At 69.9% G+C, this 22,151-nt stretch carries 20 protein-coding genes; 16 read left to right on the top strand and 4 right to left on the bottom strand.

What is annotated here, in order from left to right:
• The first annotated feature begins 73 nt into the window (after window positions 1-73).
• From TTY48_RS17415 to TTY48_RS17400, 4 genes are read left to right on the top strand one after another with little or no spacing between them, the layout of a single operon-like run.
• Window positions 74-1,114, top strand: coding sequence for an iron ABC transporter substrate-binding protein (locus TTY48_RS17415; protein WP_220658910.1), 1,041 nt, complete (start codon window positions 74-76; stop codon window positions 1,112-1,114).
• Window positions 1,104-2,624 carry an iron ABC transporter permease gene (locus TTY48_RS17410; RefSeq protein ID WP_220658909.1) on the top strand — a complete coding sequence of 507 codons (1,521 nt, stop codon included), beginning with the start codon at window positions 1,104-1,106 and terminating at the stop codon, window positions 2,622-2,624. The genes TTY48_RS17415 and TTY48_RS17410 overlap by 11 nt, the downstream gene beginning before the upstream one ends.
• Window positions 2,621-3,646, top strand: a complete 1,026-nt coding sequence (locus TTY48_RS17405) for an ABC transporter ATP-binding protein (protein ID WP_220658908.1) — start codon at window positions 2,621-2,623, stop codon at window positions 3,644-3,646. Before TTY48_RS17410 ends, TTY48_RS17405 begins: the two co-directional genes overlap by 4 nt.
• Window positions 3,647-3,695: 49 nt before the next feature.
• Window positions 3,696-4,523 carry a VOC family protein gene (locus TTY48_RS17400; protein WP_220658907.1) on the top strand — a complete coding sequence of 276 codons (828 nt, stop codon included), beginning with the start codon at window positions 3,696-3,698 and terminating at the stop codon, window positions 4,521-4,523.
• A gap of 7 nt (window positions 4,524-4,530) precedes the next feature.
• On the opposite strand, the gene TTY48_RS17395 is transcribed toward TTY48_RS17400, so the two are convergent.
• On the bottom strand, window positions 4,531-5,100 hold the full coding sequence (locus TTY48_RS17395; RefSeq protein ID WP_220658906.1) for a TetR/AcrR family transcriptional regulator: 570 nt from the start codon (window positions 5,098-5,100) through the stop codon (window positions 4,531-4,533).
• A 107-nt stretch (window positions 5,101-5,207) separates the two neighbouring features.
• The gene (gene acnA, locus TTY48_RS17390; protein WP_220658905.1) at window positions 5,208-8,024 is read right to left on the bottom strand and encodes an aconitate hydratase AcnA; all 2,817 of its coding nucleotides are present in this window, start codon (window positions 8,022-8,024) and stop codon (window positions 5,208-5,210) included.
• A gap of 170 nt (window positions 8,025-8,194) precedes the next feature.
• On the opposite strand from acnA, the gene TTY48_RS17385 reads away from it, so the two are divergent.
• From TTY48_RS17385 to TTY48_RS17350, 8 genes are all read left to right on the top strand, one after another.
• Window positions 8,195-8,797 carry a DUF6676 family protein gene (locus TTY48_RS17385; RefSeq protein WP_220658904.1) on the top strand — a complete coding sequence of 201 codons (603 nt, stop codon included), beginning with the start codon at window positions 8,195-8,197 and terminating at the stop codon, window positions 8,795-8,797.
• Window positions 8,798-9,036: 239 nt separating this feature from the next.
• Window positions 9,037-10,539, top strand: a complete 1,503-nt coding sequence (locus tag TTY48_RS17380) for an NlpC/P60 family protein (RefSeq protein WP_220658903.1) — start codon at window positions 9,037-9,039, stop codon at window positions 10,537-10,539.
• Window positions 10,536-11,762: an AAA family ATPase gene (locus TTY48_RS17375; RefSeq protein ID WP_374758743.1), complete on the top strand. Its 1,227-nt coding sequence runs from the start codon at window positions 10,536-10,538 to the stop codon at window positions 11,760-11,762. The genes TTY48_RS17380 and TTY48_RS17375 overlap by 4 nt, the downstream gene beginning before the upstream one ends.
• Before the next feature lie 57 nt (window positions 11,763-11,819).
• Window positions 11,820-12,698, top strand: a complete 879-nt coding sequence (locus TTY48_RS17370; RefSeq protein ID WP_255585881.1) for a DUF58 domain-containing protein — start codon at window positions 11,820-11,822, stop codon at window positions 12,696-12,698.
• The gene (locus TTY48_RS17365) at window positions 12,699-13,682 is read left to right on the top strand and encodes a VWA domain-containing protein (protein ID WP_220658900.1); all 984 of its coding nucleotides are present in this window, start codon (window positions 12,699-12,701) and stop codon (window positions 13,680-13,682) included.
• 72 nt (window positions 13,683-13,754) lie between these two features.
• On the top strand, window positions 13,755-14,483 hold the full coding sequence (fabG1, locus tag TTY48_RS17360; RefSeq protein ID WP_220658899.1) for a 3-oxoacyl-ACP reductase FabG1: 729 nt from the start codon (window positions 13,755-13,757) through the stop codon (window positions 14,481-14,483).
• Between the two features lie 66 nt (window positions 14,484-14,549).
• Window positions 14,550-15,389: an NADH-dependent enoyl-ACP reductase InhA gene (inhA, locus tag TTY48_RS17355; protein WP_220658898.1), complete on the top strand. Its 840-nt coding sequence runs from the start codon at window positions 14,550-14,552 to the stop codon at window positions 15,387-15,389.
• On the top strand, window positions 15,386-16,399 hold the full coding sequence (locus TTY48_RS17350; RefSeq protein ID WP_220658897.1) for a ferrochelatase: 1,014 nt from the start codon (window positions 15,386-15,388) through the stop codon (window positions 16,397-16,399). The genes inhA and TTY48_RS17350 overlap by 4 nt, the downstream gene beginning before the upstream one ends.
• Before the next feature lie 61 nt (window positions 16,400-16,460).
• Here the strand turns inward: TTY48_RS17350 and TTY48_RS17345 are convergent, their stop codons facing one another.
• Window positions 16,461-17,240 carry a hypothetical protein gene (locus TTY48_RS17345; protein ID WP_220658896.1) on the bottom strand — a complete coding sequence of 260 codons (780 nt, stop codon included), beginning with the start codon at window positions 17,238-17,240 and terminating at the stop codon, window positions 16,461-16,463.
• Between the two features lie 107 nt (window positions 17,241-17,347).
• Here TTY48_RS17345 and TTY48_RS17340 point away from each other — a divergent pair, with 107 nt between their 5' ends.
• From TTY48_RS17340 to TTY48_RS17330, 3 genes are read left to right on the top strand one after another with little or no spacing between them, the layout of a single operon-like run.
• Entirely contained in the window at window positions 17,348-18,460 is a 1,113-nt protein-coding gene (locus tag TTY48_RS17340) for a phosphotransferase family protein (protein WP_220658895.1), read from the top strand.
• Complete coding sequence (locus TTY48_RS17335) at window positions 18,457-19,599, top strand: hypothetical protein (RefSeq protein ID WP_220658894.1); 1,143 nt, start codon at window positions 18,457-18,459, stop codon at window positions 19,597-19,599. Before TTY48_RS17340 ends, TTY48_RS17335 begins: the two co-directional genes overlap by 4 nt.
• A 41-nt stretch (window positions 19,600-19,640) precedes the next feature.
• On the top strand, window positions 19,641-20,462 hold the full coding sequence (locus TTY48_RS17330) for a DUF3097 domain-containing protein (RefSeq protein WP_220658893.1): 822 nt from the start codon (window positions 19,641-19,643) through the stop codon (window positions 20,460-20,462).
• Here the strand turns inward: TTY48_RS17330 and TTY48_RS17325 are convergent.
• Window positions 20,443-21,369 carry a hypothetical protein gene (locus tag TTY48_RS17325; RefSeq protein WP_220658892.1) on the bottom strand — a complete coding sequence of 309 codons (927 nt, stop codon included), beginning with the start codon at window positions 21,367-21,369 and terminating at the stop codon, window positions 20,443-20,445. The genes TTY48_RS17330 and TTY48_RS17325 overlap by 20 nt on opposite strands.
• Before the next feature lie 97 nt (window positions 21,370-21,466).
• On the opposite strand from TTY48_RS17325, the gene TTY48_RS17320 reads away from it, so the two are divergent.
• Window positions 21,467-22,087, top strand: a complete 621-nt coding sequence (locus TTY48_RS17320) for a TetR/AcrR family transcriptional regulator (protein ID WP_220658891.1) — start codon at window positions 21,467-21,469, stop codon at window positions 22,085-22,087.
• The last annotated feature ends 64 nt before the right edge of the window (window positions 22,088-22,151 follow it).

Below are 22,151 nucleotides of genomic sequence, written 5' to 3'. Positions count from 1 at the left end.
GCCTATTGTCCGTTTCGTCGGGTATGTTCCTGCCAACGCTCCAGAGCGCGGGCGCGACGAAGGGATTAGAGGCATGGGTGGTTTTCGACGGTGGGCGGCGCTCGGAGGAGCAGCGGTCCTGACGGTGGGCACGCTCACCGCGTGCGGCAGCGGATCGAGTCCGGACCCCGGGGCGTCCACCGCTTCGGCGGCGGCCGGTCCCGCGATCACCCTCTACTCGGGTCGTTCCAAGGAGCTCGTGGGGCCACTGATCGAGCAGATCAAGGGCACCGTGGCCGTGAACGTCGCCTACGACAAGAAGGCGAACCAGATCCTGGAGGAGGGCGACCGCAGTCCGGCGGACGTCTACTTCGGTCAGGACGCCGGTGAACTCGGTGCGCTCGCGAAGGCCGGTCTGCTGGAACCGCTTCCGAGCGACATCACCGACAAGATCCCGGCGCAGTACCGGTCCGGCGACGGCACCTGGGCCGCGACGTCGGCACGCTCGCGGGTGCTCGTCTACAACCCCGCGCAGGTGGCCGACGCCGATCTTCCCGCGGGGATCGACGGCCTGCTCGATCCGAAGTTCAAGGGCAAGGTGGGGTACGCGCCCACCAACGCCTCCTTCAAGTCCTTCGTCACCGCACTGCGCGTGCTGCGCGGCGAGGACGGAGCTAAGGCCTGGCTGCAGGGATTCCTCGCCAACGAGCCCAAGAAGTTCGAGGGCAACGGCAAGATCCTCGACGCCGTGAACTCCGGCACTGTGGCATCGGGCCTGATCAACCACTACTACTGGGCGCAGGCGGTCAAGGAGAAGGGCGAGGCGGCGGTGCCCTCCAAGCTCAAGTTCTTCGACAACGATCCCGGCGGACTTGTGAACCTCGCGGGTGCCGCGGTACTCAAGAGCTCCACGAACAAGCCGCAGGCGATCGAGTTCGTGCGGCAGCTGCTGACGAACTCCTCGCAGGAGTACTTCGCCACCAAGACGGGCGAGTACCCGGTGGTCGCGGGCGTGCCCTTCTCCGTTCCCGGACTGCCGCCGCTGGCCGATCTGAAGCCGCCGAAGATCGACTACGCCCAGCTCTCCGACACCCAGGGCACCGAGAAGCTGCTCACCGAGGTGGGTGCGCTCTAGCCCCGGCCGGGCGGCGCTCGGGCTCGTCGCGGCGGCGGTCGCCGCGACGGTGCTCGTGCCCGTCGGCTACCTGGTGATGCGGGCCTCGGAGCTCGGTCTCGACGGTGCGCGGACCATCCTGCTGCGCCCGCGCACCGCCGAGCTCGCCGGCAACACCGTGCGGCTCGCGGCGGTCGTCACCGTGGCCGCGGCGGCGCTCGGTGTGGGCCTTGCCCGGGTCGTGACCAGTGCGGTGGGCCGCGGGCGGTCCGTCCTGATCGGGCTGCTGGCGGCGCCCCTGGCGATCCCGTCGTACGTGGCGGGATTCGTGTGGACGCGGCTGTTCCCGGGCTTCGAGGGCTTCTGGGCGGCGGCGTTGATCCTGGTACTCGCGTGCTATCCGCTGGTGCTCTTGCCGGCGGCCGCCGCCTTCACCGGGATGGGCCGCGGGCAGGAGGACGCGGCGCGCACGCTCGGCCTCGGTCCGGTCGCGGTGTTCGCGCGGGTCACCCTTCCGCGCGTCTGGCCCGCCTGTGCCGGCGGCTCACTCCTGGTGGCGCTGTACGCGATCAGTGACTTCGGCGGCCCCGCGGTGGTGCGCTACGAGCCCTTCACGGTGGGCATCTACAACGCCTACAACGGCGCCTACGACCGCAGCACCCCGGCGATCTACGGATGCGTCCTCGCGGTGGTCGCGATCGCCCTGGCCGCCGCCGAGCGCGGGATGCGGCGCGACGCACCGTCGGCGGCGACCGCGGAACGCCCCACGGCCCGTTCCGGTGCCGTCGGGGCGTGGGTCGTCAGCGCGGTGGTGCTGCTGGCCGGGATCGCCGTGCCGGTGGCCGGGCTGCTGCGCGAGATCACCGAATCCACCCGGCTCGGCTTCACCACCGTGGGCGGCGCGCTCGCCTGGGCCTGGCCGGATCTGCGTGCCACCCTGATGCTCTCGGTGACCGCGGCCGCCGTGATCGCTCTCGCCGCGCTGCCGGTGGCGGTGTACACGGCCCGGCCGCCGGGCCCCGGGGCCGGACCGATCGAAGCGGTCTCGTACCTCGGATACGCGCTGCCCGGCGTCACCGTGGCGCTGGCCACCGTCTTCGTCGGGATCCGGCTGCTGCCGGACTGGTACCTCACCACCCCGCTGCTGATCGCCTGTTACGCGGTGCTCTTCCTCCCGGTGTGCCTCGGCCCCGCCCGGCAGGCGCTCGACGCGATCCCGCCGCGGGTGCCGGATGCCGCCCGCACCCTCGGGGCCTCCGATGCGGCGACCTTCGCGCGGGTGCGCCTACCCCTGGCAGCACCCGGGATCGCCGCGGGCGCGGCGCTGGCGTGCCTGTCGGTGGCGAAGGAACTGCCCGCCACGCTGATGCTGGCGCCGGTGGGGACCTCTACACTCGCCACCCACATGTGGAGCCTGAACAACGACGTGGCCTACGGCCGCGCCGCCGTGCTGGGCCTGCTGCTCGTGCTGGTCGCATCGGTGCCCACCGTGGCGCTGTCGATGCTGCTCACCCGGGAGGGACAACGATGAACGACGCCGTCGTGGTGCGCGGACTGTCGGTGCGGTACGGCCGCACCGAGGTGCTCCGAGAGATCGATCTCACGGTGCGCCGCGGCGCCGTCACCGCGGTAGTCGGCCCATCGGGTTGCGGAAAGACCACCCTCCTGCGAGCGATCGCGGGCCTGGAACGCGCTCCCGCCGGGAGCATCGAGATCGACGGTGCGGTGGTCGCGGCACCGGGGATCGACGTTGCGCCCGAACGCAGGAGCGTGGGCCTCGTACCGCAGGAAGGGGCGCTGTTCGCCCACCTGACGGTGCGCGGCAACGTGGGCTTCGGTCTGGGACCGCGGTGGCGGCGGGTGCTCGGACGTGACGATCGGGTCGCCGGACTGCTCGCCACGGTGGGCCTGGACGGTCTCGCCGACCGCCGCCCCGCGGAGCTGTCCGGCGGACAGCAGCAACGAGTAGCGCTCGCCCGTGCGTTGGCGCCGCGGCCCGCGGTGATCGGCCTCGACGAGCCCTTCTCGGCGCTCGACGCCGCGCTGCGCACCCGGCTGCGCGAGCACGTGAGTCAGACCCTGCGCGCCGAGGACGCGACCGCGCTGTTGGTGACCCACGATGCGGAGGAGGCACTGGCGATGGCCGACTCCGTGGTGGTGCTGGTCGACGGTGCCGTGCGCCAGGCCGGTCCGGCGCAGGAGGTCTACACCGCCCCCGTCGATACCGAGGTCGCGCGCCTGTTCGGCGAGGTCACAGCCCTGCCCGGGACCGCGAGCGGCGATCACGCCGTGTGCGCGCTGGGCCGGATCCCGCTGCGGCACAGTGCGACCGGACCCGTCGAGGTGCTCGCCCGCCCCGGTGAACTCACCCTCATCGCCGGCGGTGCGCATCGGGTCCGCAGCGTCGGATTCCGGGGTGAGCACTGCGCCGTCACCGCCACCGTCGGCGAGACGACGGTGCGGCTCGACGTGCCGGTGACCGAGGCCCCGGAGCTCGGCGCCGCGGTCACGATCACGGCGGCGCGGCCTCTGCACGCCGTCGCCCCGCGCTGATCCCGCGGACTCCCGGCGCATGTCGGTGGGCTGTGCCACGGTAGTGGGCATGACCGAGTACACAGCGCCCGTCGGGGCACCCGTCTGGATCGATCTGATGAGCCGCGATGTCGATGCGGCGGTGGAGTTCTACCGGGCGGTGTTCGGCTGGGAGGCAGATCCCGCCGATCCGGAGTTCGGGGGCTACCGGAACTTCCGCGTCAACGGCAATCTCGTGGCCGGGCTCATGGGAGCCACCGACGGCGGTGAGGGGCCGGGGGACATGTGGTCGGTGTACCTGCGCACCGATGACGCCGATGCGTCGATCGCCGCCGCCACCGAGGCGGGTGCCGCCGTGATCGTGCCGCCCTCGCCGGTGGGCGAGCTGGGGCGGTTCGGCTTCGTCGTCGATCCGGCCGGCGCCGCGATCGGCGTGTGGGAGCCGGGCACTCACCCGGGCTTCGTGCAGCGTGGCGTCCCGGGCACGCCGTACTGGTTCGACTGCCAGAGCCGCGAGTACGGCGCATCGAAGGAGTTCTACCGCACCGTTTTCGGGTGGGAGTTCGAGGAGATCGGTACCGGGGGAGACGCGGACGCCGTGGGCCCGGACAGTTACGCACAGGTGCTGGTGCCGGCGGCGGACGGCGCCAAGGAGGGCGTCGCGGGCATCATGGATTCGGCGCCGCTGTTCGCGTCCGGCGTGTATCCCGAGGGCACGCCCTCGTTCTGGCAGATCTACCTTGCGGTCGACGATGTGGCGGCCGCCGGAGCGCGGATCACCGCGGCGGGTGGCACCGTGGTGCAGCCGGGCGAGGTCACGCCGTGGGGCACGCTCGCCGCCGCCACCGATGTCAACGGCGCCGTCTTCTGTTACGCCACGCCGCCGGCCGGGATGTAGCGGGAGTTCAGTCCTCGCGGCGGCGCACGCTCTCCTCGACCAGGTCGAGCACCGCCTCCAGGCCGTCCGTCGGGCGGCCGGAGGCGAGGTGGGTGACCAGGCCGTCGAGGACCAGGTCGAGATAGCCGAGGATCACGTTCGTCGGCAGATCATCGCGCAGCCTGCCGCGCTGCTTCTGCTGTTCCAGGCGCCGCAAGGTGGCGGCGGTCAGCTCGGCGCTGCGCTCGGTCCACTGCGCGCGGAAGTCGTTGTCGTTCTTGAGCCGCCGGGCGATCTCCAGGCGAGTGCCCAGCCAGTCGAACCGCTCGGGATGGGCGAGCATATCGCGCATCACCTGCACCAGGCCCTGCGTGGCGGCGATATCGGCCATCCGCTCGGCGTCCTCGCGGGCCAGCGCAAGGAACAGCGCGTCCTTATCGCGGAAGTGGTGGAAGATCGCCCCGCGCGAGAGCCCGGTGGCCGCTTCCAGGCGGCGCACCGTCGCCCCGTCGTAGCCGAACTCGGCGAAACAGGTCCGCGCACCGTCGAGGATCTGACGCCTGCGCGCGGCGAGGTGGTCGTCGCTCACCTTGGGCACGGTTGTCTCCTGTCCTGCCTACGGGGACGGTAACTCTCCAGTACGAGGACGGCGGGCCCGGCCGCTGGGGCCGGACCCGCCGTCACGCGTCTACTTCAGACCTTCGGTCAGCTGTTGACCATGTTCCGCAGCACGTACTGCAGGATGCCGCCGTTGCGGTAGTAGTCCGCCTCACCGGGGGTATCGATGCGCACGTCCGCGTCGAACTCGACCTTGGTGCCGTCGGTCTTGGTCGCCGTGACGTGCACCGTCTTCGGGGTCACACCCTTGTTCAGCTCGGTGATGCCCGCGATGTCGAAGGTCTCGGTGCCGTCGAGGCCGAGGCTCTTCCAGGACTCGCCCTTCGGGAACTGCAGCGGGACCACGCCCATGCCGATCAGGTTCGACCGGTGGATGCGCTCGAAGGACTCGACGATCACGGCCTTGACGCCCAGCAGGCTGGTGCCCTTGGCCGCCCAGTCGCGCGAGCTGCCCGAGCCGTACTCCTTGCCGCCCAGGACCACAAGCGGGACGCCCGCGGCCTGGTAGTTCTGGCACGCGTCGTAGATGAACGACTGCGGGCCGCCCTCCTGGGTGAAGTCGCGGGTGTAGCCACCCTGCGTGCCCTCGAGGCCGATGGTGTCCAGCACGCGGTTCTGCAGGCGGATGTTCGCGAACGTGCCGCGGATCATCACCTCGTGGTTACCGCGCCGGCTGCCCAGCGAGTTGTAGTCCTTGCGGGCCACACCGTGCGAGTCGAGGTACTGCGCGGCCGGGGTACCGGGCTTGATCGGGCCGGCGGGGCTGATGTGGTCGGTGGTGACCGAATCGCCCAGCAGCGCCATGACGCGGGCGCCCGAGATGTCGGAGACGGGCTCCGGCTCCATCGTCATGCCGTCGAAGTACGGCGCCTTGCGGACGTACGTCGAGTTCTCGTCCCACGCGAAGGTGTCGCCCTCGGGGGTGTCCAGGTTCTGCCAACGGTGATCGCCGGCGAAGACCGTCTCGTAGGACTTGCGGAACATGTCCTGGCTGATCGCGGCCTTGATGGTGTCGTCGATCTCCTGCGCCGAGGGCCAGATGTCCTTGAGGAAGACGTCGTTGCCGTCGTGATCCTTGCCCAGGGAGTCGGTCTCGAAGTCGAAGTCCATCGTGCCGGCGAGGCCGTACGCGATGACCAGCGGCGGCGAGGCCAGGTAGTTCATCTTGACGTCGGGGGAGATGCGGCCCTCGAAGTTGCGGTTACCCGACAGCACGGCGGTGACCGTGAGGTCGTTGTCGTTGATCGCCTTGCTGATCTCGTCGGGCAGCGGGCCGGTGTTGCCGATGCACGTGGTGCAGCCGTAGCCACCGAGGTAGTAGCCGAGCTTCTCGAGGTACGGCCACAGGCCGGCCTTCTCGTAGTAGTCGGTGACGACCTGCGAGCCGGGGGCCATGTTGGTCTTGACCCAGGGCTTGGTGGTCAGGCCCTTCTCGACCGCGTTCCGGGCGAGCAGCGCCGCGCCGAGCATGACCGACGGGTTCGAGGTGTTGGTGCAGGAGGTGATGCCCGCGACCGCGACCGCGCCGTGGTCGAGCACGAAGGTGCCGCGCTCGCCGGTCACCGTGACCGGCTTGGAGGGACGGCCCTCGGCGCCGTTGGCGGCCGACTGCACGTTGACGGCACCGTCGTCCGCGAAGGACAGGGCGGCCGGATCCGACGCCGGGAAGGACTCCTCGACGGCCTCGTCGAGCTTGGTCTCGGGCGCCGGGTTGTTCTGCTCGACGTAGTTGTGGATGTCCTTGCGGAAGGCGACCTTCGACTCGCTGAGCAGGATGCGGTCCTGCGGACGCTTCGGGCCGGCGATCGACGGAACCACGGAACCGAGGTCCAGCTCGAGGTACTCCGAGTAGGCGGGCTCGTGCTCCGGGTCGTGCCACATGCCCTGCTCCTTGGCGTACGCCTCGACCAGCGCGAGCTGCTGGTCGGTGCGGCCGGTGAGGCGCAGGTAGTTGATGGTCTCGCCGTCGATCGGGAAGATCGCTGCGGTGGAACCGAACTCGGGGCTCATGTTGCCCAGGGTGGCGCGGTTGGCCAGCGGCACCTCGGCGACGCCCTTGCCGTAGAACTCGACGAACTTGCCGACGACGCCGTGCTGACGCAGCATGTCGGTCACGGTGAGCACCACGTCGGTGGCGGTGACGCCCGGCTTGATCTCACCGGTCAGCTTGAAGCCCACGACGCGCGGGATGAGCATCGAGACGGGCTGGCCCAGCATGGCCGCCTCGGCCTCGATACCGCCGACGCCCCAGCCCAGGACGCCCAGGCCGTTCTCCATGGTGGTGTGCGAGTCGGTGCCGACGCAGGTGTCGGGGTAGGCCTGACCGTTACGGGTCATCACGACGGGCGCCAGGTACTCGATGTTGACCTGGTGCACGATGCCCATGCCGGGCGGGACGACCTTGAAGTCGTCGAAGGCGCCCTGGCCCCAGCGCAGGAACTGGTAACGCTCGCCGTTGCGCTCGTACTCGAGGTCGACGTTGCGCTCAAGGGCGTCGGCGCGGCCGAAGACGTCCAGGATCACCGAGTGGTCGATGACCATATCGGCGGGGGACAGCGGGTTGACCTTGTTTGGGTCGCCGCCGAGGGCGGTGACGGCCTCACGCATGGTGGCGAGGTCCACGATGCAGGGCACACCCGTGAAGTCCTGCATGATCACGCGCGCCGGCGTGAACTGGATCTCGACGCTCGGCTCGGCCGACGGGTCCCAGTTCGCCAGGGCGTTGATGTGATCGGTGGTGATGTTGGCGCCGTCTTCGGTCCGCAGCAGGTTCTCTGCAAGGACCTTGAGGGCATAAGGCAGCTTCTCGGTGCCGGGTACGGCGCTGAGGCGGAAGATCTCGTACGACTGATCGCCTACCTCGAGCGTGCCGCGCGACGAGAAGGAATCGATGCTCTTGCTCACGTCAGCTCCACTCAACGTTGTGTGGTGTGCACCGACGGGCTGTGCCGGTGCGTGTAATCGATAATACAGTACGCTTGTCCTGTGAGAGTGCAGGGGGGCCGACACTCGACGGACGGTGCTCATTCTGCCTTGTTCACGGAGCCCACGGGGCCGTGTCGTAGCCTGAGGTCATGGGCCCCCTGCCGATTCTCACCGAAGTGCCGACCGACGTGGATTTCACCGCGCTCAAGGCCGACCTCGCCGACGACGGGGTGGCCATCCTCAATCCCGCATACAAGGGCTCGGAGGCGCAGCTGGCCGCCGTGGTCAAAGACGCACAGGCCAAGGGGATCGAGAACTTCAAGGTGATCGTGCTGGCGCACGATTACAAGCCCGATACTTCACTGCGCGACCTGGGCACCGAGCTGGCACGCCAGGAGGGCGGGGCGATGTCGGTCCTGGTGATGTCGCCCAGCCAGGTGGCCGGCTTCTCCACCGGCCAGCTCAGTCGCTATCAGATCGAGAAGGCGCAGGACGGGCACAAGCCCACCGGCCTGGTGCTCAGCAATCCGCCGGCCGCGGCCAAGGACTTCGTGGACATCGCCGACAACGCCACCTTTCCGTGGGCGGGCTTCACCGTGGCGCTCGTGCTCTTCGTGGCCGCGCTGGCCGGGGTCGCTCGGGTGAAGACCCGCAACCGCAGCCGGGCGATCGACGCCGAGCGGAAGGCGGCCGGTCTGCGGCCCGACGCGGCCGCCCCGGTCGATGATCTGTCCCATTCTTCGAACGCGTAATAGCGCATTCTTTCGATAATTCCACCGCTGTAACTCAGTCCGAGCAGCGATATCGATCCGCATTCACGTTTTCTTAGATCATCGCAGGTCACGCGCCACGCACTAGTGGTCACATGAATGTAATTCGCCGTTTCGTGTTTTCTCTTGTTGCCAAAGTGTCGTACGGTACTCATGGAACCAATGTTGTGCGTGTTGTAAACGCGTACTCATCGGGCGTGAACGCAGACTGAGGAGACACCTTGAGGCGTACGGCACACTCAGCCACCACCTTCGCCGTGCGGTCGCTCTTCGCGGCCGTCACCACGGGCTCTCTCGCCGTGGGTACCTTCGCTTCCGTCGCCGCCGAACCCGTCGGTGATTCCGGCGCACCGGGCAACGTGGTCGCCGCGCTGGTCGACAAGATCGCGCAGGCCGACCAGAAGATCGCCAACCTCCGCGACGACGTCGCGAGCAAGCGCCAGTCGGTCAACCAGTCGGTGGTCGACCTGCAGTCGGCGCAGAACGCCGCCTCCGCCGCCTCCGGCGCCGTCAAGGTCTCCGAGGCCGCGGTCGCCCAGTCCGACACCCGGATCAAGTCGGCCCAGGACAGCTTCGACCAGGTGGTCCGTGCCGCGTACCAGCAGGGCAACACCGCCGGCGCGCTCGTGAACACCCTCGGTGGCGAGGATCCCAACGCCACCCTGGAGCGGGCCACCACCCTGCGCATCGTGGCGGACAAGCAGCGCGCCGCTCTCGGTGACCTCAAGGCGGCCAAGGCCCGTGCCGAGGCGTCCCGCACCGCCGCCCGCGCCGCCAAGGTGCAGGCCGATGCCGCCACCGCCGCGGCCTCCGATCGGAAGAAGCAGGCCGAGGACTCGATCACCCAGGCCGTGGCCACGCTCACCACGCAGGAGCAGGAGCAGGCCACGCTCACCACGCAGCGCGAGCTCGCGCAGCGGGCGCTCGACTCCGCCAAGCGTGCGGAGGACCGCGAGACGCAGCAGAAGGTCTACGCGCAGTACGTCGTGGACGAGCAGCGCAGCCAGACGGTGACCGCCCCCGGCGCCGCAGCTGTCCCCACCGTTCCCGGCGCTGCCGCCGCACCCGCGGCCGCAGCGCCCGCGGGTGGCACGGATGCCACGGTGAACACCGCCGATCCGCTCGCCGGAGCCCGCACCTTCGCGCAGAACCTGGTGAACCAGGCGGGATCGCTGTTCGGGATCACGCCCGCCGCGACCGCAGTCCAGCCGTCCGCCCCGTCGGCTTCCGCGCCGGCGGCACCGTCGGCCCCCGCGCCCTCCGCGGGTGCCCTCCAGAGCGCCGCGAACCTCTCGGGCGCGCAGGCCATCGACGCGGTCATCGCCCGCGGCATGTCGGTGATCGGCGTCCAGTACGCCTGGGGAGGCGGCAACGCCTGGGGCGCCACCCGCGGTGTCCGCGACGGCGGCGTGGCCGACAGCTTCGGCGATTACAACCGGATCGGCTTCGACTGCTCGGGCTTCACCGCCTACGCCTTCGCGGCGGTCGGCATCGCCCTGCCGAAGTACTCCGGCTACCAGTACACGACGGGCAAGCAGTACCCGGTCAGCCAGATCAAGCGCGGCGACATGGTCTTCCGTGGCCCCGGCGGTACCCAGCACGTCGCGATCTACCTCGGCAACAACCAGATCCTCGAATCGCCGCAGTCGGGTGGCGCGGTGCGCGTCGCCCCGTTCGACGCCTCGACCTTCCTGTCGACGGTGGTCCGCGTCATCAACAGCTGACGCGCGACGCGCCGGTCCCGCCGGATCCGGGCGGGCATTCAGTACCCTCGGGTGACGGGCCCGGCGGCGGGCTGTCGAGAAGGTCCGGAACCGGGCCGGGGGACGAGACGACGAAGGGGACTTGCGTGACTCACTCTCAGGGGCAGGGCACCGCGACGAGCGACGAGGTCAAGCTGCTGGAGCGGGCTGTCTACGAGGTCAAGCGTGTGATCGTGGGCCAGGACCAGCTCGTCGAGCGGATCCTGGTGGGCATGCTCGCCAAGGGACACGTGCTGCTCGAGGGCGTGCCCGGTGTGGCCAAGACGCTGGCCGTGGAGACCTTCGCGACCGTCGTGGGCGGCTCCTTCTCCCGCATCCAGTTCACGCCGGACCTCGTGCCCTCCGACCTCGTCGGTACCCGCATCTACCGCCAGGGCAAGGAACAGTTCGACACCGAGATCGGACCGGTGAAGGCGAACTTCCTGCTGGCCGACGAGATCAACCGCGCACCGGCCAAGGTGCAGTCGGCCCTGCTCGAGGTGATGGCCGAGCGCAAGGTGTCCATCGGCGGCGAGACCTTCCCGATGCCCGACCCGTTCCTGGTGCTCGCGACCCAGAACCCGATCGAGAACGAGGGCGTGTACCCGCTGCCCGAGGCGCAGCGCGACCGCTTCCTGTTCAAGGTGGTCGTCGGCTACCCCTCGGTGGAGGAGGAGCGGGAGATCGTCTACCGCATGGGCACCACGCCGCCCACCGCCTCCCAGGTACTCGATCCCGCCACGATCATCCGCCTGCAGCGCGCCGCCAGCGAGGTCTTCGTGCACCACGCGCTGGTCGACTACGTGGTCCGGGTGATCGCCGCGACCCGCACCCCGCGCGAGTACGGCCTGGACGATGTGGCCTCGTGGATCACCTACGGCGCCTCGCCGCGCGCCACCCTCGGCATCGTCGCCGCGGCCCGCGCGCTCGCCCTGCTCCGCGGCCGCGACTACGTCGTCCCGCAGGACGTGGTCGAGATCATCCCCGACGTGCTACGCCACCGCCTCGTGATGAGCTACGACGCCCTGGCCGACGAAGTGACCGCCGATCAGGCCATCACCCGGGTGCTGCAGACCATCGCGCTGCCGCAGGTCGTGGGCCAGTCGGTGCCCCAGCAGGCGCCGGCCTACCCGCAGCAGCCCCCGGTCCAGCAGACGGCGCACCAGCAGGCCGCGCCGCAGCAGGCGACGCAGTCGCAGGGCTGATCGGTGTCCGCCAGCCCGCTCCCGAGTTTCGCCGGAGGCGAGGTCGACGAGGCCCGCATGCAGGCGTCGCTCAAGACGCTCGAACTGCTGGTCCGTCGCCGTCTCGACGGTGTGCTCAAGGGCGACCACCAGGGCCTGCTGCCGGGTCCCGGTTCCGAGCCCGGTGAATCACGCCCGTACACCCCGGGCGACGACGTGCGGCTCATGGACTGGTCCGTGACCGCACGCACCACGCACCCGCACGTGCGGCAGATGATCGCCGACCGCGAACTGCAGACCTGGATCGTGGTCGACCTGTCGGCGTCGATGGACTTCGGCTCGGTCGGCGGCACGAAGCGCGATCTCGCCGTCGCCGCGTCGGCGGCCGTCACCCACCTCGTGGCCGGTGCCGCGAACCGCGTCGGCTGCATCGTCACCAACGGCACCACCATGCTGCGCGTGCAGCCGCGAGCGGGACGGGCGCACCGGCAGCTCGTGCTGCGCACCATCGCGGGTGCGCCGCGCGCCACCGAGGGCACGCGCGGCGATCTGCGCGGGGCGCTGGACTCGCTGCGGCGGCCCGAACAACCCCGCGGCCTGGTCGTGGTGATCAGCGACTTCCTCGGCGACATCGACTACGTCCGCGAGCTGCGGGGACTGGCCGCCAAGCACGAGGTGCTGGCCGTCGAGGTCCTCGATCCGCGCGACGTCGAGCTGCCCGCGGTCGGCGAGATCGCGCTCCGCGACGCCGAGACCGGCGCGGTCCGCGAACTCACCGTGACCCCCGAGCTGCAGTCCCGCTTCGCCGATGCGGCGCAGAAGCACCGGCAGCAGGTGGCCCGCACGCTCCGCGGCGTCGGGGCCCCCGTGCTCGAACTGCGCACCGACCGGGACTGGCTCGCCGACATCGTGCGGTTCGTCGCCGCGCGCCGACGTGGATTGGCTGGTGCTTCGTAGATGGGCGGTCTCACCTCGCTCGCCGACCCGATCTGGCTGCTCGGCATCCTCGTCGTCGCCGCACTGCTCGCCGGGTACGTCTACAACGAGAAGCGACGGCAGAAGCGGACCCTGAAGTTCGCCAACACCTCGGTGCTCGATTCGGTGGCGCCGCCCACGAAGAACCGGTGGAAGCACCTGCCGATCGCGCTGCTGGCCATCGGCCTGGTGCTGCTCATGGTCGCGCTGTCCGGCCCGCAGGCGATGCGGAAGGTCCCGCGCAACCGCGCCACCGTGGTGCTCGCCATCGACGTCTCGCTGTCCATGGAGGCCAAGGACGTGGAGCCGGACCGGCTGACCGCGGCCAAGGAGGCGGCGAAGAAGTTCGTCACCGAACTGCCGAACGGTGTGAACCTGGGCATCGTCTCCTTCGCGGGCACGGCCTCGCTGCTGGTCTCGCCGACCCCCGACCGCAGCCTGGCGCTCAATGCCGTCGACAAGCTCGAACTGGCGCAGCGCACGGCCACCGGCGAGGGCATCTACACCTCGATCCAGTCGATCAAGAACATCCGGGACGTGCTGGGCGGCAAGGACAACTCGCCGCCCGCACGGATCATCCTGGAGTCCGACGGCAAGCAGACGGTGCCCACCGATCTCGACGATCCGCGCGGCGGGTTCACCGCCGCCCGTAAGGCGAAGGAGGAGGGGATCCCCATCTCCACCATCTCCTTCGGCACCACCAGCGGCAGCGTGAACATCGGCGGACAGAACATCCCGGTGCCCGTGGACGATGCCTCGCTCAAGAAGATCGCGGAGCTCTCGGGTGGCCAGTTCTTCGCGGCGTCGTCGTTGAGCGACCTCAACGAGGCCTACGGGAGCCTGCGCGACGAGATCGGCTGGGAGATGCAGAAGGGCGACAACTCCCGCATCTGGATGCTGTGGGGCACCCTGATCATCCTGGCGGGCGCCGCGGCGGCCGTGGGCATGAACCGTCGCCTGCCCTGACGGCGGCGCGGACACGCGGGTGGATCGACCGAGATTTCCCGGCGGGTGAGCGTGATTGCTAAGTTGGCAGCCATGTCGAACTCTTCTGACTTCACGCCCCGTTCCGTGCTCGTGACGGGCGGCAACCGCGGCATCGGCCTCGCCATCGCGCAGCGCCTCGCCGCCGACGGTCACAAGGTGGCCGTGACCCACCGCGGTTCGGGTGCCCCCGAGGGCCTGTTCGGCGTGCAGTGCGATGTCACCGACAACGATTCGGTGGACGCCGCGTTCAAGACCGTCGCCGAGCACCAGGGCCCCGTCGAGGTGGTCGTCTCCAACGCCGGCATCACCGAGGACACGCTGGTCATGCGCATGAGCGTGGAGAGCTTCGAGAAGGTCATCAACGCCAACCTCACCGGTGCCTTCCGCGTCACCAAGGCCGCCACCCGCGACATGCTCAAGAACCGCTGGGGCCGCTTCATCTACCTCGGCTCGGTCGTCGGTCTCGCCGGTACCGGCGGTCAGGCCAACTACGCCTCGTCGAAGGCCGGCGTCGTCGGTCTCGCCCGCTCCGTCACCCGCGAGATGGCGTCGCGCAACATCACCGCCAACGTGATCGCGCCGGGGCTCATCGACACCGACATGACCCGCGATCTCCCCGCCGACATGACCGAACCGCTGATCAAGCAGGGCATCCCGGCGAAGCGCATCGGCCAGCCGGAGGAGGTGGCCGCCGTGGTCTCGTTCCTCGCCTCGGACGACTCCGCCTACGTCACCGGCAACGTCATCAACGTCGACGGCGGACTCGGGATGGGCCACTAGGCCCCGCTCCGGCCACAAGCCGACACCGCACCGTCGCACCAGCCAACCCCAGAAGGAGGCACGTCCGTGACCGGACTGCTCGCAGGCAAGACCATCCTCATCACCGGCATCATCACCGATGCCTCCATCGCCTTCTCGGCCGCCAAGGTGGCCCAGGAGCAGGGCGCCAAGGTGATCATCACCGGCATCCCGGACCGGCTCCGCCTGATCGACCGGATCGCCAAGCGCCTGCCGCAGGAGGTGCCCCCGGCCATCCCGCTCGACGTGACCGACGAGGAGTACCTCGGCGTCCTGGCCGACAAGATCCGCGAGCTCGCGCCCGAGGGCATCGACGGTGTGCTGCACTCGATCGCCTTCGCGCCCCGCACCCTGATGGGCCCGGACGCGCTGCCCTTCCTCGAGGGCCCCGGTCCCGACGTGGCGAAGTCCTTCGAGATCTCGGCCTGGAGCTACGCCTCGCTGGCCCGCGCCGTGCTCCCCGTGATGAACGAGGGCGGCTCCATCGTGGGCATGGACTTCGATCCGCGCACCGCGCTGCCCGACTACAACTGGATGGGCGTGCAGAAGGCGGCCCTGGAGTCGGTGAACCGCTACGTGGCCCGCGAGGTGGGCTACGCCAAGAAGATCCGCTCGAACCTGGTGGCCGCCGGCCCGATCAAGACCCTCGCGGCGAAGGCGATCTCGGGCACCGCGACCGATGACGCCAAGAAGCTCAACATGCTCAACACCTACTGGGACGGCGCCTCGCCCATCGGCTGGAACGTCGACGACCCGGAGGTCGTGGGCAAGAGCGTGTGTGCGCTGCTGTCCGACTGGCTGCCCGGCACCACCGGTTCGATCGTCTACGTCGACGGCGGCGCCAGCCACAACACCTGGTTCCCCGAGGACTTCATCAACCAGCAGTGAGTTACGACGCCCTGCTCGTGCTCTCCTTCGGGGGGCCCGAGCACCCCGACCACGTGCGACCGTTCCTCGAGAACGTCACGCGGGGTCGGGGCGTACCTCCTGAGCGCCTGGACGCCGTCGAGCAGCACTACCTGCGGTTCGGCGGCGTTTCGCCGATCAACGCCCAGAACCGGGAGCTGATCACCGCCGTCGAGGGGGTGCTCGCCGACCGCGGCTTGGAGTTGCCGGTCTACTTCGGGAACCGGAACTGGCACCCGATGGTCGAGGACACCGTCGCGCAGATGAAGGCCGACGGGGTGCGGCGCGCATTGGTCTTCGCGACCTCCGCGTGGGGCGGTTTCTCGGGTTGCCGGCAGTACGACGAGGACATCGCCCGGGCGCGCGCCGCGGTCGAGGACGCTCCGCAGCTGACCAAGCTGCCGCAGTTCTCCGATCACGAACTGTTCCTGGACTGCTTCGCCGATGCCGCGAGCGCCGCGCTCGCGGAGGTGCCTTCCGGTTCGCGGCTGGTGTTCACGGCGCATTCGATCCCGGACGCCGCGGACGAGGCGGCCGGTCCGCCCGGCGTGACGAACCTGTACTCGCGGCAGGTGCGCGACGCCGCTGACAACGTCGCCGCCCGGATCGGCACCGGCGACTACGACGTGGTCTGGCAGTCCCGGTCGGGCCCGCCGCAGGTGCCGTGGCTCGAACCGGACATCTGCGATCACATCCAATCCCTGTGGGACGAGCGGGTTCCCGGTGTGGCCGTGGTGCCGATCGGTTTCGTCTCCGACCACCTCGAGGTGATCTGGGACCTGGACACCGAGGCCAAGGATCTGGCGGGGGAGTTGGGCATGCCCTTCGCCCGCGCCGCCACCTGCGGTCAGGATCCGCGGTTCGCGCAGATGGTGGTGGCGCTCGTCGAGGACGCGATCGCCGGCCGGTCGGCGGGGCTCGGTGTCAGTGTCGACGGTGCGCCGTGCGTGGTCGGCTGCTGCCCGGCGGTCCGGCGGCCCACCCGCACCTGAAACCGGGCCGCATCCAGCTCAGGGTGCGACATGTCGATCATGACCCGGTGGGACGCCGGTTTCAGAACGAGGTCCGCAGTTCCTCGCGGCACACCGCATTGACGGCGGCGACGCGGGCGGCGCGGACGGTGCGCCACAGGTCCCGGTAGGCGGCGTCGCCGCCCTGCGCGGAGGCCAGGGTGAGTCCGGCGTACGGATTCTCGGCACCCGCCACCAGCAGGATCGCCTCCACCATCCCCGCACTGTCGAGCACCCGGTGCGCCCGCTCCGAGGCGCCGTGCGGCAGACGATGTGCGCCGAGGTACCGGGTCAGATCCATCACCAGCCGTCGCGGATCGGATGACGCGTCCGGCGCCGGGGGCAGGCTCGCCAGCGCCGACGGGGCCTCGCGCACCGCGTCACGCAGCGAGTGTTCGGCCGCACCGAGGGCGATCGGATCGGGGTTGACCAGCGGCGGTTCGTGCAGGAAGGCCTGCCAGCGCATCACGTCGCCGGCCTCGGGCGTGGGCACCAGCGCGATGGTCGCGGTGGCGCCGTCGAACAACACCACCTCGCCCCGGGCCATCGCCGCGTCCTCCAGGTCGGTGCCCGCGGGGAGACCGCGGGCGTCGCCGGGGGCCGGGAGCAGCAGCCGGACGGTGTGCGGATCGAGTGCGCGCAGTTCGGCCAGCAGATCCGGCAGATCACCGTCGACCACGGACTGCACAGGTGCCCACTCGGCGAGCGCCGTGAGCACGTCGTCGGTGCCGGCGGACCCGGCCAGCCATGCCGCGGACCACACCGCGAAGCCCTGCGCGGGCCCCGCGGTGGCGCGTCGGGCGAGGGTTGCCACGGAGGTCATGAGGATCAAGGGTAGGCCCGTTCGCGCGGACGGTCGACACGGGCGACCCCCCGACGATTCGGTGAAACATGTTCTAGCAAAGTGCTCACGGGCCTACCCTGACCGGCATGACCGAGTCCGAGACCTTCGCCGAGCAGGCCCGCCCGGCTTCCTCCCAGCGGCGACCGGAGGAGGTCCAGCAACAGCTCGCGGCCTGGTTCGACGCCCGGGAACCCGGCGCCCGCATCGTGGACCTGCAGCTCCCCGAGGGCAACGGCATGTCCAGCGAGACGCTGCTCGGCACCGTCCGCCTCGGCGGCGAGGAGCGTCGCCTGGTGATCCGGGTGGCGCCCCGCGCCGAATCCGACCCGGTCTTCCCCAGCTACGACCTGCCGGCGCAGTTCGCCGTGATGCGGCACGCCGCCGACCACGGCGTTCCCGCACCGTCGTGTCTGTGGGTCGAGGAGGACCCGGCCATCCTGGGCGCGCCGTTCCTGGTGATGGAACGGATCGACGGCGAGGTCCCGCCCGACGTGATGCCGTACACCTTCGGCGCCTGGCGGCCCGAGGCGACCACCGCCGACCGCGCGGCCTTGCGCGACGCCTCCGTGGACGTGATCGCCGCGATCCACGCGGTCCCGGTGCCCGCGGCGCCGCTTCCGATGCCCGGACAGAAGCCGGGGGAGAGCGCGCTGGCCGCACACCTGCGGCGCCTCGGCGAGTTCTACGACTGGGCCGCCGACGGCCACCGTCGGGCGCCGATCCTGGACCGTGCACTGGTGTGGGCGGCCGAGCACCTCCCGGCGCACGACGACGCGGTCCTCAACTGGGGCGACGCCCGCATCGGCAACCTGATCTACGCGGAGGACACGCCGATCGCCGTGCTCGATTGGGAGATGGCCACCATCGGCCCGCCGGAACTGGACCTGGGCTGGTTCGTGTACCTGCACCGGTTCTTCCAGGACCTCGCCGAGCTGGCCGGCCTACCGGGCCTCCCGGACTTCTTGCGCCGCAGCGATGTCGAGCAACGGTACGCGCAGACCACCGGCCATACCCCGCGCGAGATGGACTTCTACACCGCTTACGCGGCCATCGTGCACGGCGTGATCATGTACCGGATCCAGACCCGCGCCATCGATTTCGGTGCGGCGGCGCCCGCCGAGAATCCCGACGACATGATCCTGCACCGCGCGAGCATCGAGAAGATGATCGACGGCACGTACTGGGAGTCCGTCGGATGACGGCGGATCCGAAGAGCGGCTCGCCGCTGTCGCCCTTCGACGACTACCCGATCCACCAGGTCGCGGAGGTGGTCCGGCATCCCGCCACCTCCGACCGGAACTTCTACGACCGGTACTACTTCAACGCCCACAACGGAACCGCCGACGATCCCTTCCTGGTTCTCGGTCTCGGGGTCTATCCGAATCTGGGCGTGATCGACTGCTTCGCCGTCGCACGGCACGGCGACGATCAGATCGTCTTCCGCGCCTCGAAGGCGCTCGGTGCCGACCGCACCGACACCGTCGTCGGGCCGCTGCGGCTCACCGTGATCGACGGTCTGTCCCGGCTGCGGGTGGAGCTCGACCCCGGCGAGGATCACGACCTGTCCTTCGATCTGACCTTCACCGCGACCGGTCCCGCGCACCTCGAACCCCGGCACTTCCATCGCCAGCTGGAGCGGGTCACCTTCGACACCCAGCGATTCGTCCAGGTCGGCACGTGGGCGGGCGCACTCACCGTGGACGGGCAGCGGTTCGACGCGAGCACCTGGCGCGGGAACCGCGACCGGTCGTGGGGCGTGCGTCCCGTCGGCGAGGCGGAGCCGCCCGGCAGACGCGTCACCGAGGCCGGCAACTTCTTCTGGATCTACTCGGTGCTCACCATCGCCGAGGCCACCGTCTGCGTCGTCCTGCAGGAGGACGTGCACGGGAGGCCGGTCGTCGAGGACGCCACGTGGATCCCGCACGACGGGAGCGAGCCGCGATGGCTCGGTCACGTGGCGCACGAGATCGACTTCGTCAGCGGCACCCGGCAGGCATCGGCCGCCCGGCTCGTCTTCACCACCGCCGACGGTGCGCGCACCGAGGTGGACGTGCGCATCCGCACCGCCAACCACTTCGGTTTCGGCACCGGCTACGGCCTCGACCAGGACTGGCGGCACGGGATGTGGCAGGGCGATCAGAAGGTGGAGGGGCGCCGGTTCCGCGTCTCCGAGCTCGATCCGAACCTGACGATGCTGGTCCCGATCGAGTACCTCGCGTCCTGCACCGTCCGGCATCCGGACGGGAGTACCGAGGAGGGGGAGGGCCTGTTCGAGTTCGGGGCCATCGGCCCGCACGAACGCTACGGCTTCACCCAGTACGTCGACCCGGCGCCGTAGATCCCCGATTCGGGCCACCTCCTGCACTACCGTTGTTCGGCGTGGCGAACAGCTATGGAGACATCTACGCCGGGCACGCGAGCAAGCGGGCGCGCACCGTTCCCGAGGTCGCGGCCGAGCGCGGTCTCGTCGCGGAGGACGCGGCCACCGGATTCTGCGGGGCCGTGGTCGGATTCGACAAGAGCTACGACGGTGACTTCGTCAAGCTCGAGGACGCGCGCGGTGCGGTGCGGCTGTTCGCGATGCGGAAGGCGGCCTTCCTCATCGACGGCGCGCCGGTGACGCTCGTCAAACCGCGCGTCACCACCGCGTCGGGCCCTCAGCGCAGCGCCTCGGGGTCGACGCGCGTGGAGGGAGTCAAGGCGAAGGTGGCGCTCCCGAGCCGGATCTGGGTGGAGGGCATCCACGACGCGGCGATCGTCGAGCGGGTGTGGGGGCACGATCTGCGGGTCGAGGGCGTCGTCGTGGAGCAGTTGGAGGGACTGGACCACCTGGGTGCCCGTCTCGCGGAGTTCCAGCCCGGACCCGGCCGCCGGGTGGGGGTCCTGGCCGATCACCTCGTGGACGGGTCGAAGGAATCCCGGATGACGCAGTCGCTGGGCAAGTACGTGATGGTGACCGGCCATCCGTTCATCGACATCTGGGCCGCGGTCAAGCCGTCCGCCGTGGGCATCACGGCCTGGCCCGACGTTCCGCGCGGGGAGGATTGGAAGACCGGTACCTGCGCCCGCCTCGGCTGGGGCACGCCCCAGGACGGGTGGCGCCGGGTGCAGGGCGCGGTCTCCTCGTTCCGCGACCTCGACTCCTCACTCATCGGTGCGGTCGAACGGCTCGTGGACTTCGTCACCGAACCGGAGGGTTGAACTCCCCGTCCGGGCGGCGAATGCCGTTGGTGACGAACACCCGGCCGATCACCAGCAGCAGCAGCGTCCAGCCAATGAGGTTGGGCAGATTGGCTACGTTCTCGAGCGAGCTCGACGCGCCCGTGAGGTTGCGGGGCGCGACGAGAGCATCGAACGAAACGCCGGCCTCGCGCAGCATGACCTGCGCGCTCTCGTAGCGGCGCGTGTTCTCGGCGCCGATGCGGTCGATCCGTCCCGCCGCGAGGAGGGCGGTACCCGTCCCTGCGATGAGTGCAGCTGCTGCCCCCAATCGGGCGACGTGCTGCGCCACTCCCGGGCGATCGGGGTCGTCACGCCGGACGATGCCCTGCGCCGCGGCCATCGCAGTGAGCGCCACCGCGACGACGGCGCAGGCGACGGCGACCACCCAGCCCTCGGCAACGTACGACTCGTACGTCGGAAGCGGTTCATTCACATAGCGATCGGTCACGGCTGGGGGCAATGGCGGGGCGTAATCGAACGCGGCCCGATTGCCGCGGCCAACGTCCACGACCCGCCAGAGCGCGAGCAGCGCATACAGCGCACAGATCGACGGGACGCCGATGAGTTCCCTGCGACCAGGCGCGACCGGAGCATTCATCCGCTCCGGCGAGGACGGGGCCGAGCGGACACTGACCGCTGCACCGACGATCACGAGGGCGGCGGTGAGCGGGAGCACCACCGCCCAGGACGGATCGCGAAACAGAGCGTTGTCCGGTTCCGTCACCGCCACCAGGACGCTGTTTCCGAGTACCGCGACCACCAGCCCCGCGATGACCAATGCCTGCTGGGAGTCACGAAACCGTCCTAGTGCGTCGACCCGGCCCGGTCGGAGATATGCCAGGGCGATCAGCGCGAGGATCAATCCGCCGGTGGCCTGTTCCTGCATACGTCCCCTTGACACTACTTCGATGCGGTCTTCGTGATCGTAAAGCACTGGGGTGTTCCGGTCCTGAATCGCAGTTGTTTCGGATTACGATCTCCTGGTGGCCGCACCGCAGACCCGACCCGATACCCGCGCGCAGATTCTGCGTGCCGCACTCGACTGGGTGGACGAGGCGGGTCTGACCCGGATCTCGATGGGGGCGCTCGCCAAACGCGCCCGTCTCGCCCGGGCCACCCTGTACCAACACTTCACCGGCAAAGAAGCCCTGGTCGATGCCGTCGTATCGAGCGAGCTGGAGAAGTTCTACAGCCGAATCCACGACTACGCCGACGGGATCGAGGACAACCGCGAGCGGCTCGCGGCGGGCTTCGCCTACGCCTATGCGTACCTCCGGGAACACCGCGCACTGCAGCGCGTACTCGCCGTGAGCCCCGGCCTGCTGCTGCCCTACGTGCACGGCGACTCTCCGCAGATGCAGCAGGGGCGGCAGTTCTTCCTGCGGGAGATCCGCCGCGGCGAGTACCGCGACGACGCCGACGTGGAGGCCTTCGCGGATTTCTTCGTGCGGCAACTGCATTCACTACTGCTCACGCCGCTGCCGCCGGTCGACGGTGCCGCGGACGGCCCCGACCACGCGGGCCCGAGCACGGCGAACCTCGAAGCCGGTCGACGGTACGCCCGGATGTTCGTACTCCCGGCCAGGGCGCAGTTCGCCGAATAGACAGGCCTGCGACGTGCAGGGATAGACACAATGCTGGACTCTGTCTGGCACGGGTGTTACGTTC

Origin of the sequence: Tsukamurella sp. TY48 (assembly GCF_019656655.1) — a bacterium.
Taxonomy (GTDB): Bacteria; Actinomycetota; Actinomycetes; order Mycobacteriales; family Mycobacteriaceae; genus Tsukamurella; species Tsukamurella strandjordii.
This window is presented reverse-complemented; position numbering and strand designations above follow the sequence as displayed.

Coding starts and splice junctions, on each gene's coding strand:
- TTY48_RS17415 (WP_220658910.1), top strand. CDS start 74: ATGGGTGGTTTTCGACGGTGGGCGGCGCTCGGAGGAGCAGCGGTCCTG.
- TTY48_RS17405 (WP_220658908.1), top strand. CDS start 2,621: ATGAACGACGCCGTCGTGGTGCGCGGACTGTCGGTGCGGTACGGCCGC.
- TTY48_RS17400 (WP_220658907.1), top strand. CDS start 3,696: ATGACCGAGTACACAGCGCCCGTCGGGGCACCCGTCTGGATCGATCTG.
- TTY48_RS17385 (WP_220658904.1), top strand. CDS start 8,195: ATGGGCCCCCTGCCGATTCTCACCGAAGTGCCGACCGACGTGGATTTC.
- TTY48_RS17370 (WP_255585881.1), top strand. CDS start 11,820: ATGCAGGCGTCGCTCAAGACGCTCGAACTGCTGGTCCGTCGCCGTCTC.
- TTY48_RS17365 (WP_220658900.1), top strand. CDS start 12,699: ATGGGCGGTCTCACCTCGCTCGCCGACCCGATCTGGCTGCTCGGCATC.
- fabG1 (WP_220658899.1), top strand. CDS start 13,755: ATGTCGAACTCTTCTGACTTCACGCCCCGTTCCGTGCTCGTGACGGGC.
- TTY48_RS17345 (WP_220658896.1), bottom strand. CDS start 17,240: ATGACCTCCGTGGCAACCCTCGCCCGACGCGCCACCGCGGGGCCCGCG.
- TTY48_RS17340 (WP_220658895.1), top strand. CDS start 17,348: ATGACCGAGTCCGAGACCTTCGCCGAGCAGGCCCGCCCGGCTTCCTCC.
- TTY48_RS17335 (WP_220658894.1), top strand. CDS start 18,457: ATGACGGCGGATCCGAAGAGCGGCTCGCCGCTGTCGCCCTTCGACGAC.
- TTY48_RS17325 (WP_220658892.1), bottom strand. CDS start 21,369: ATGCAGGAACAGGCCACCGGCGGATTGATCCTCGCGCTGATCGCCCTG.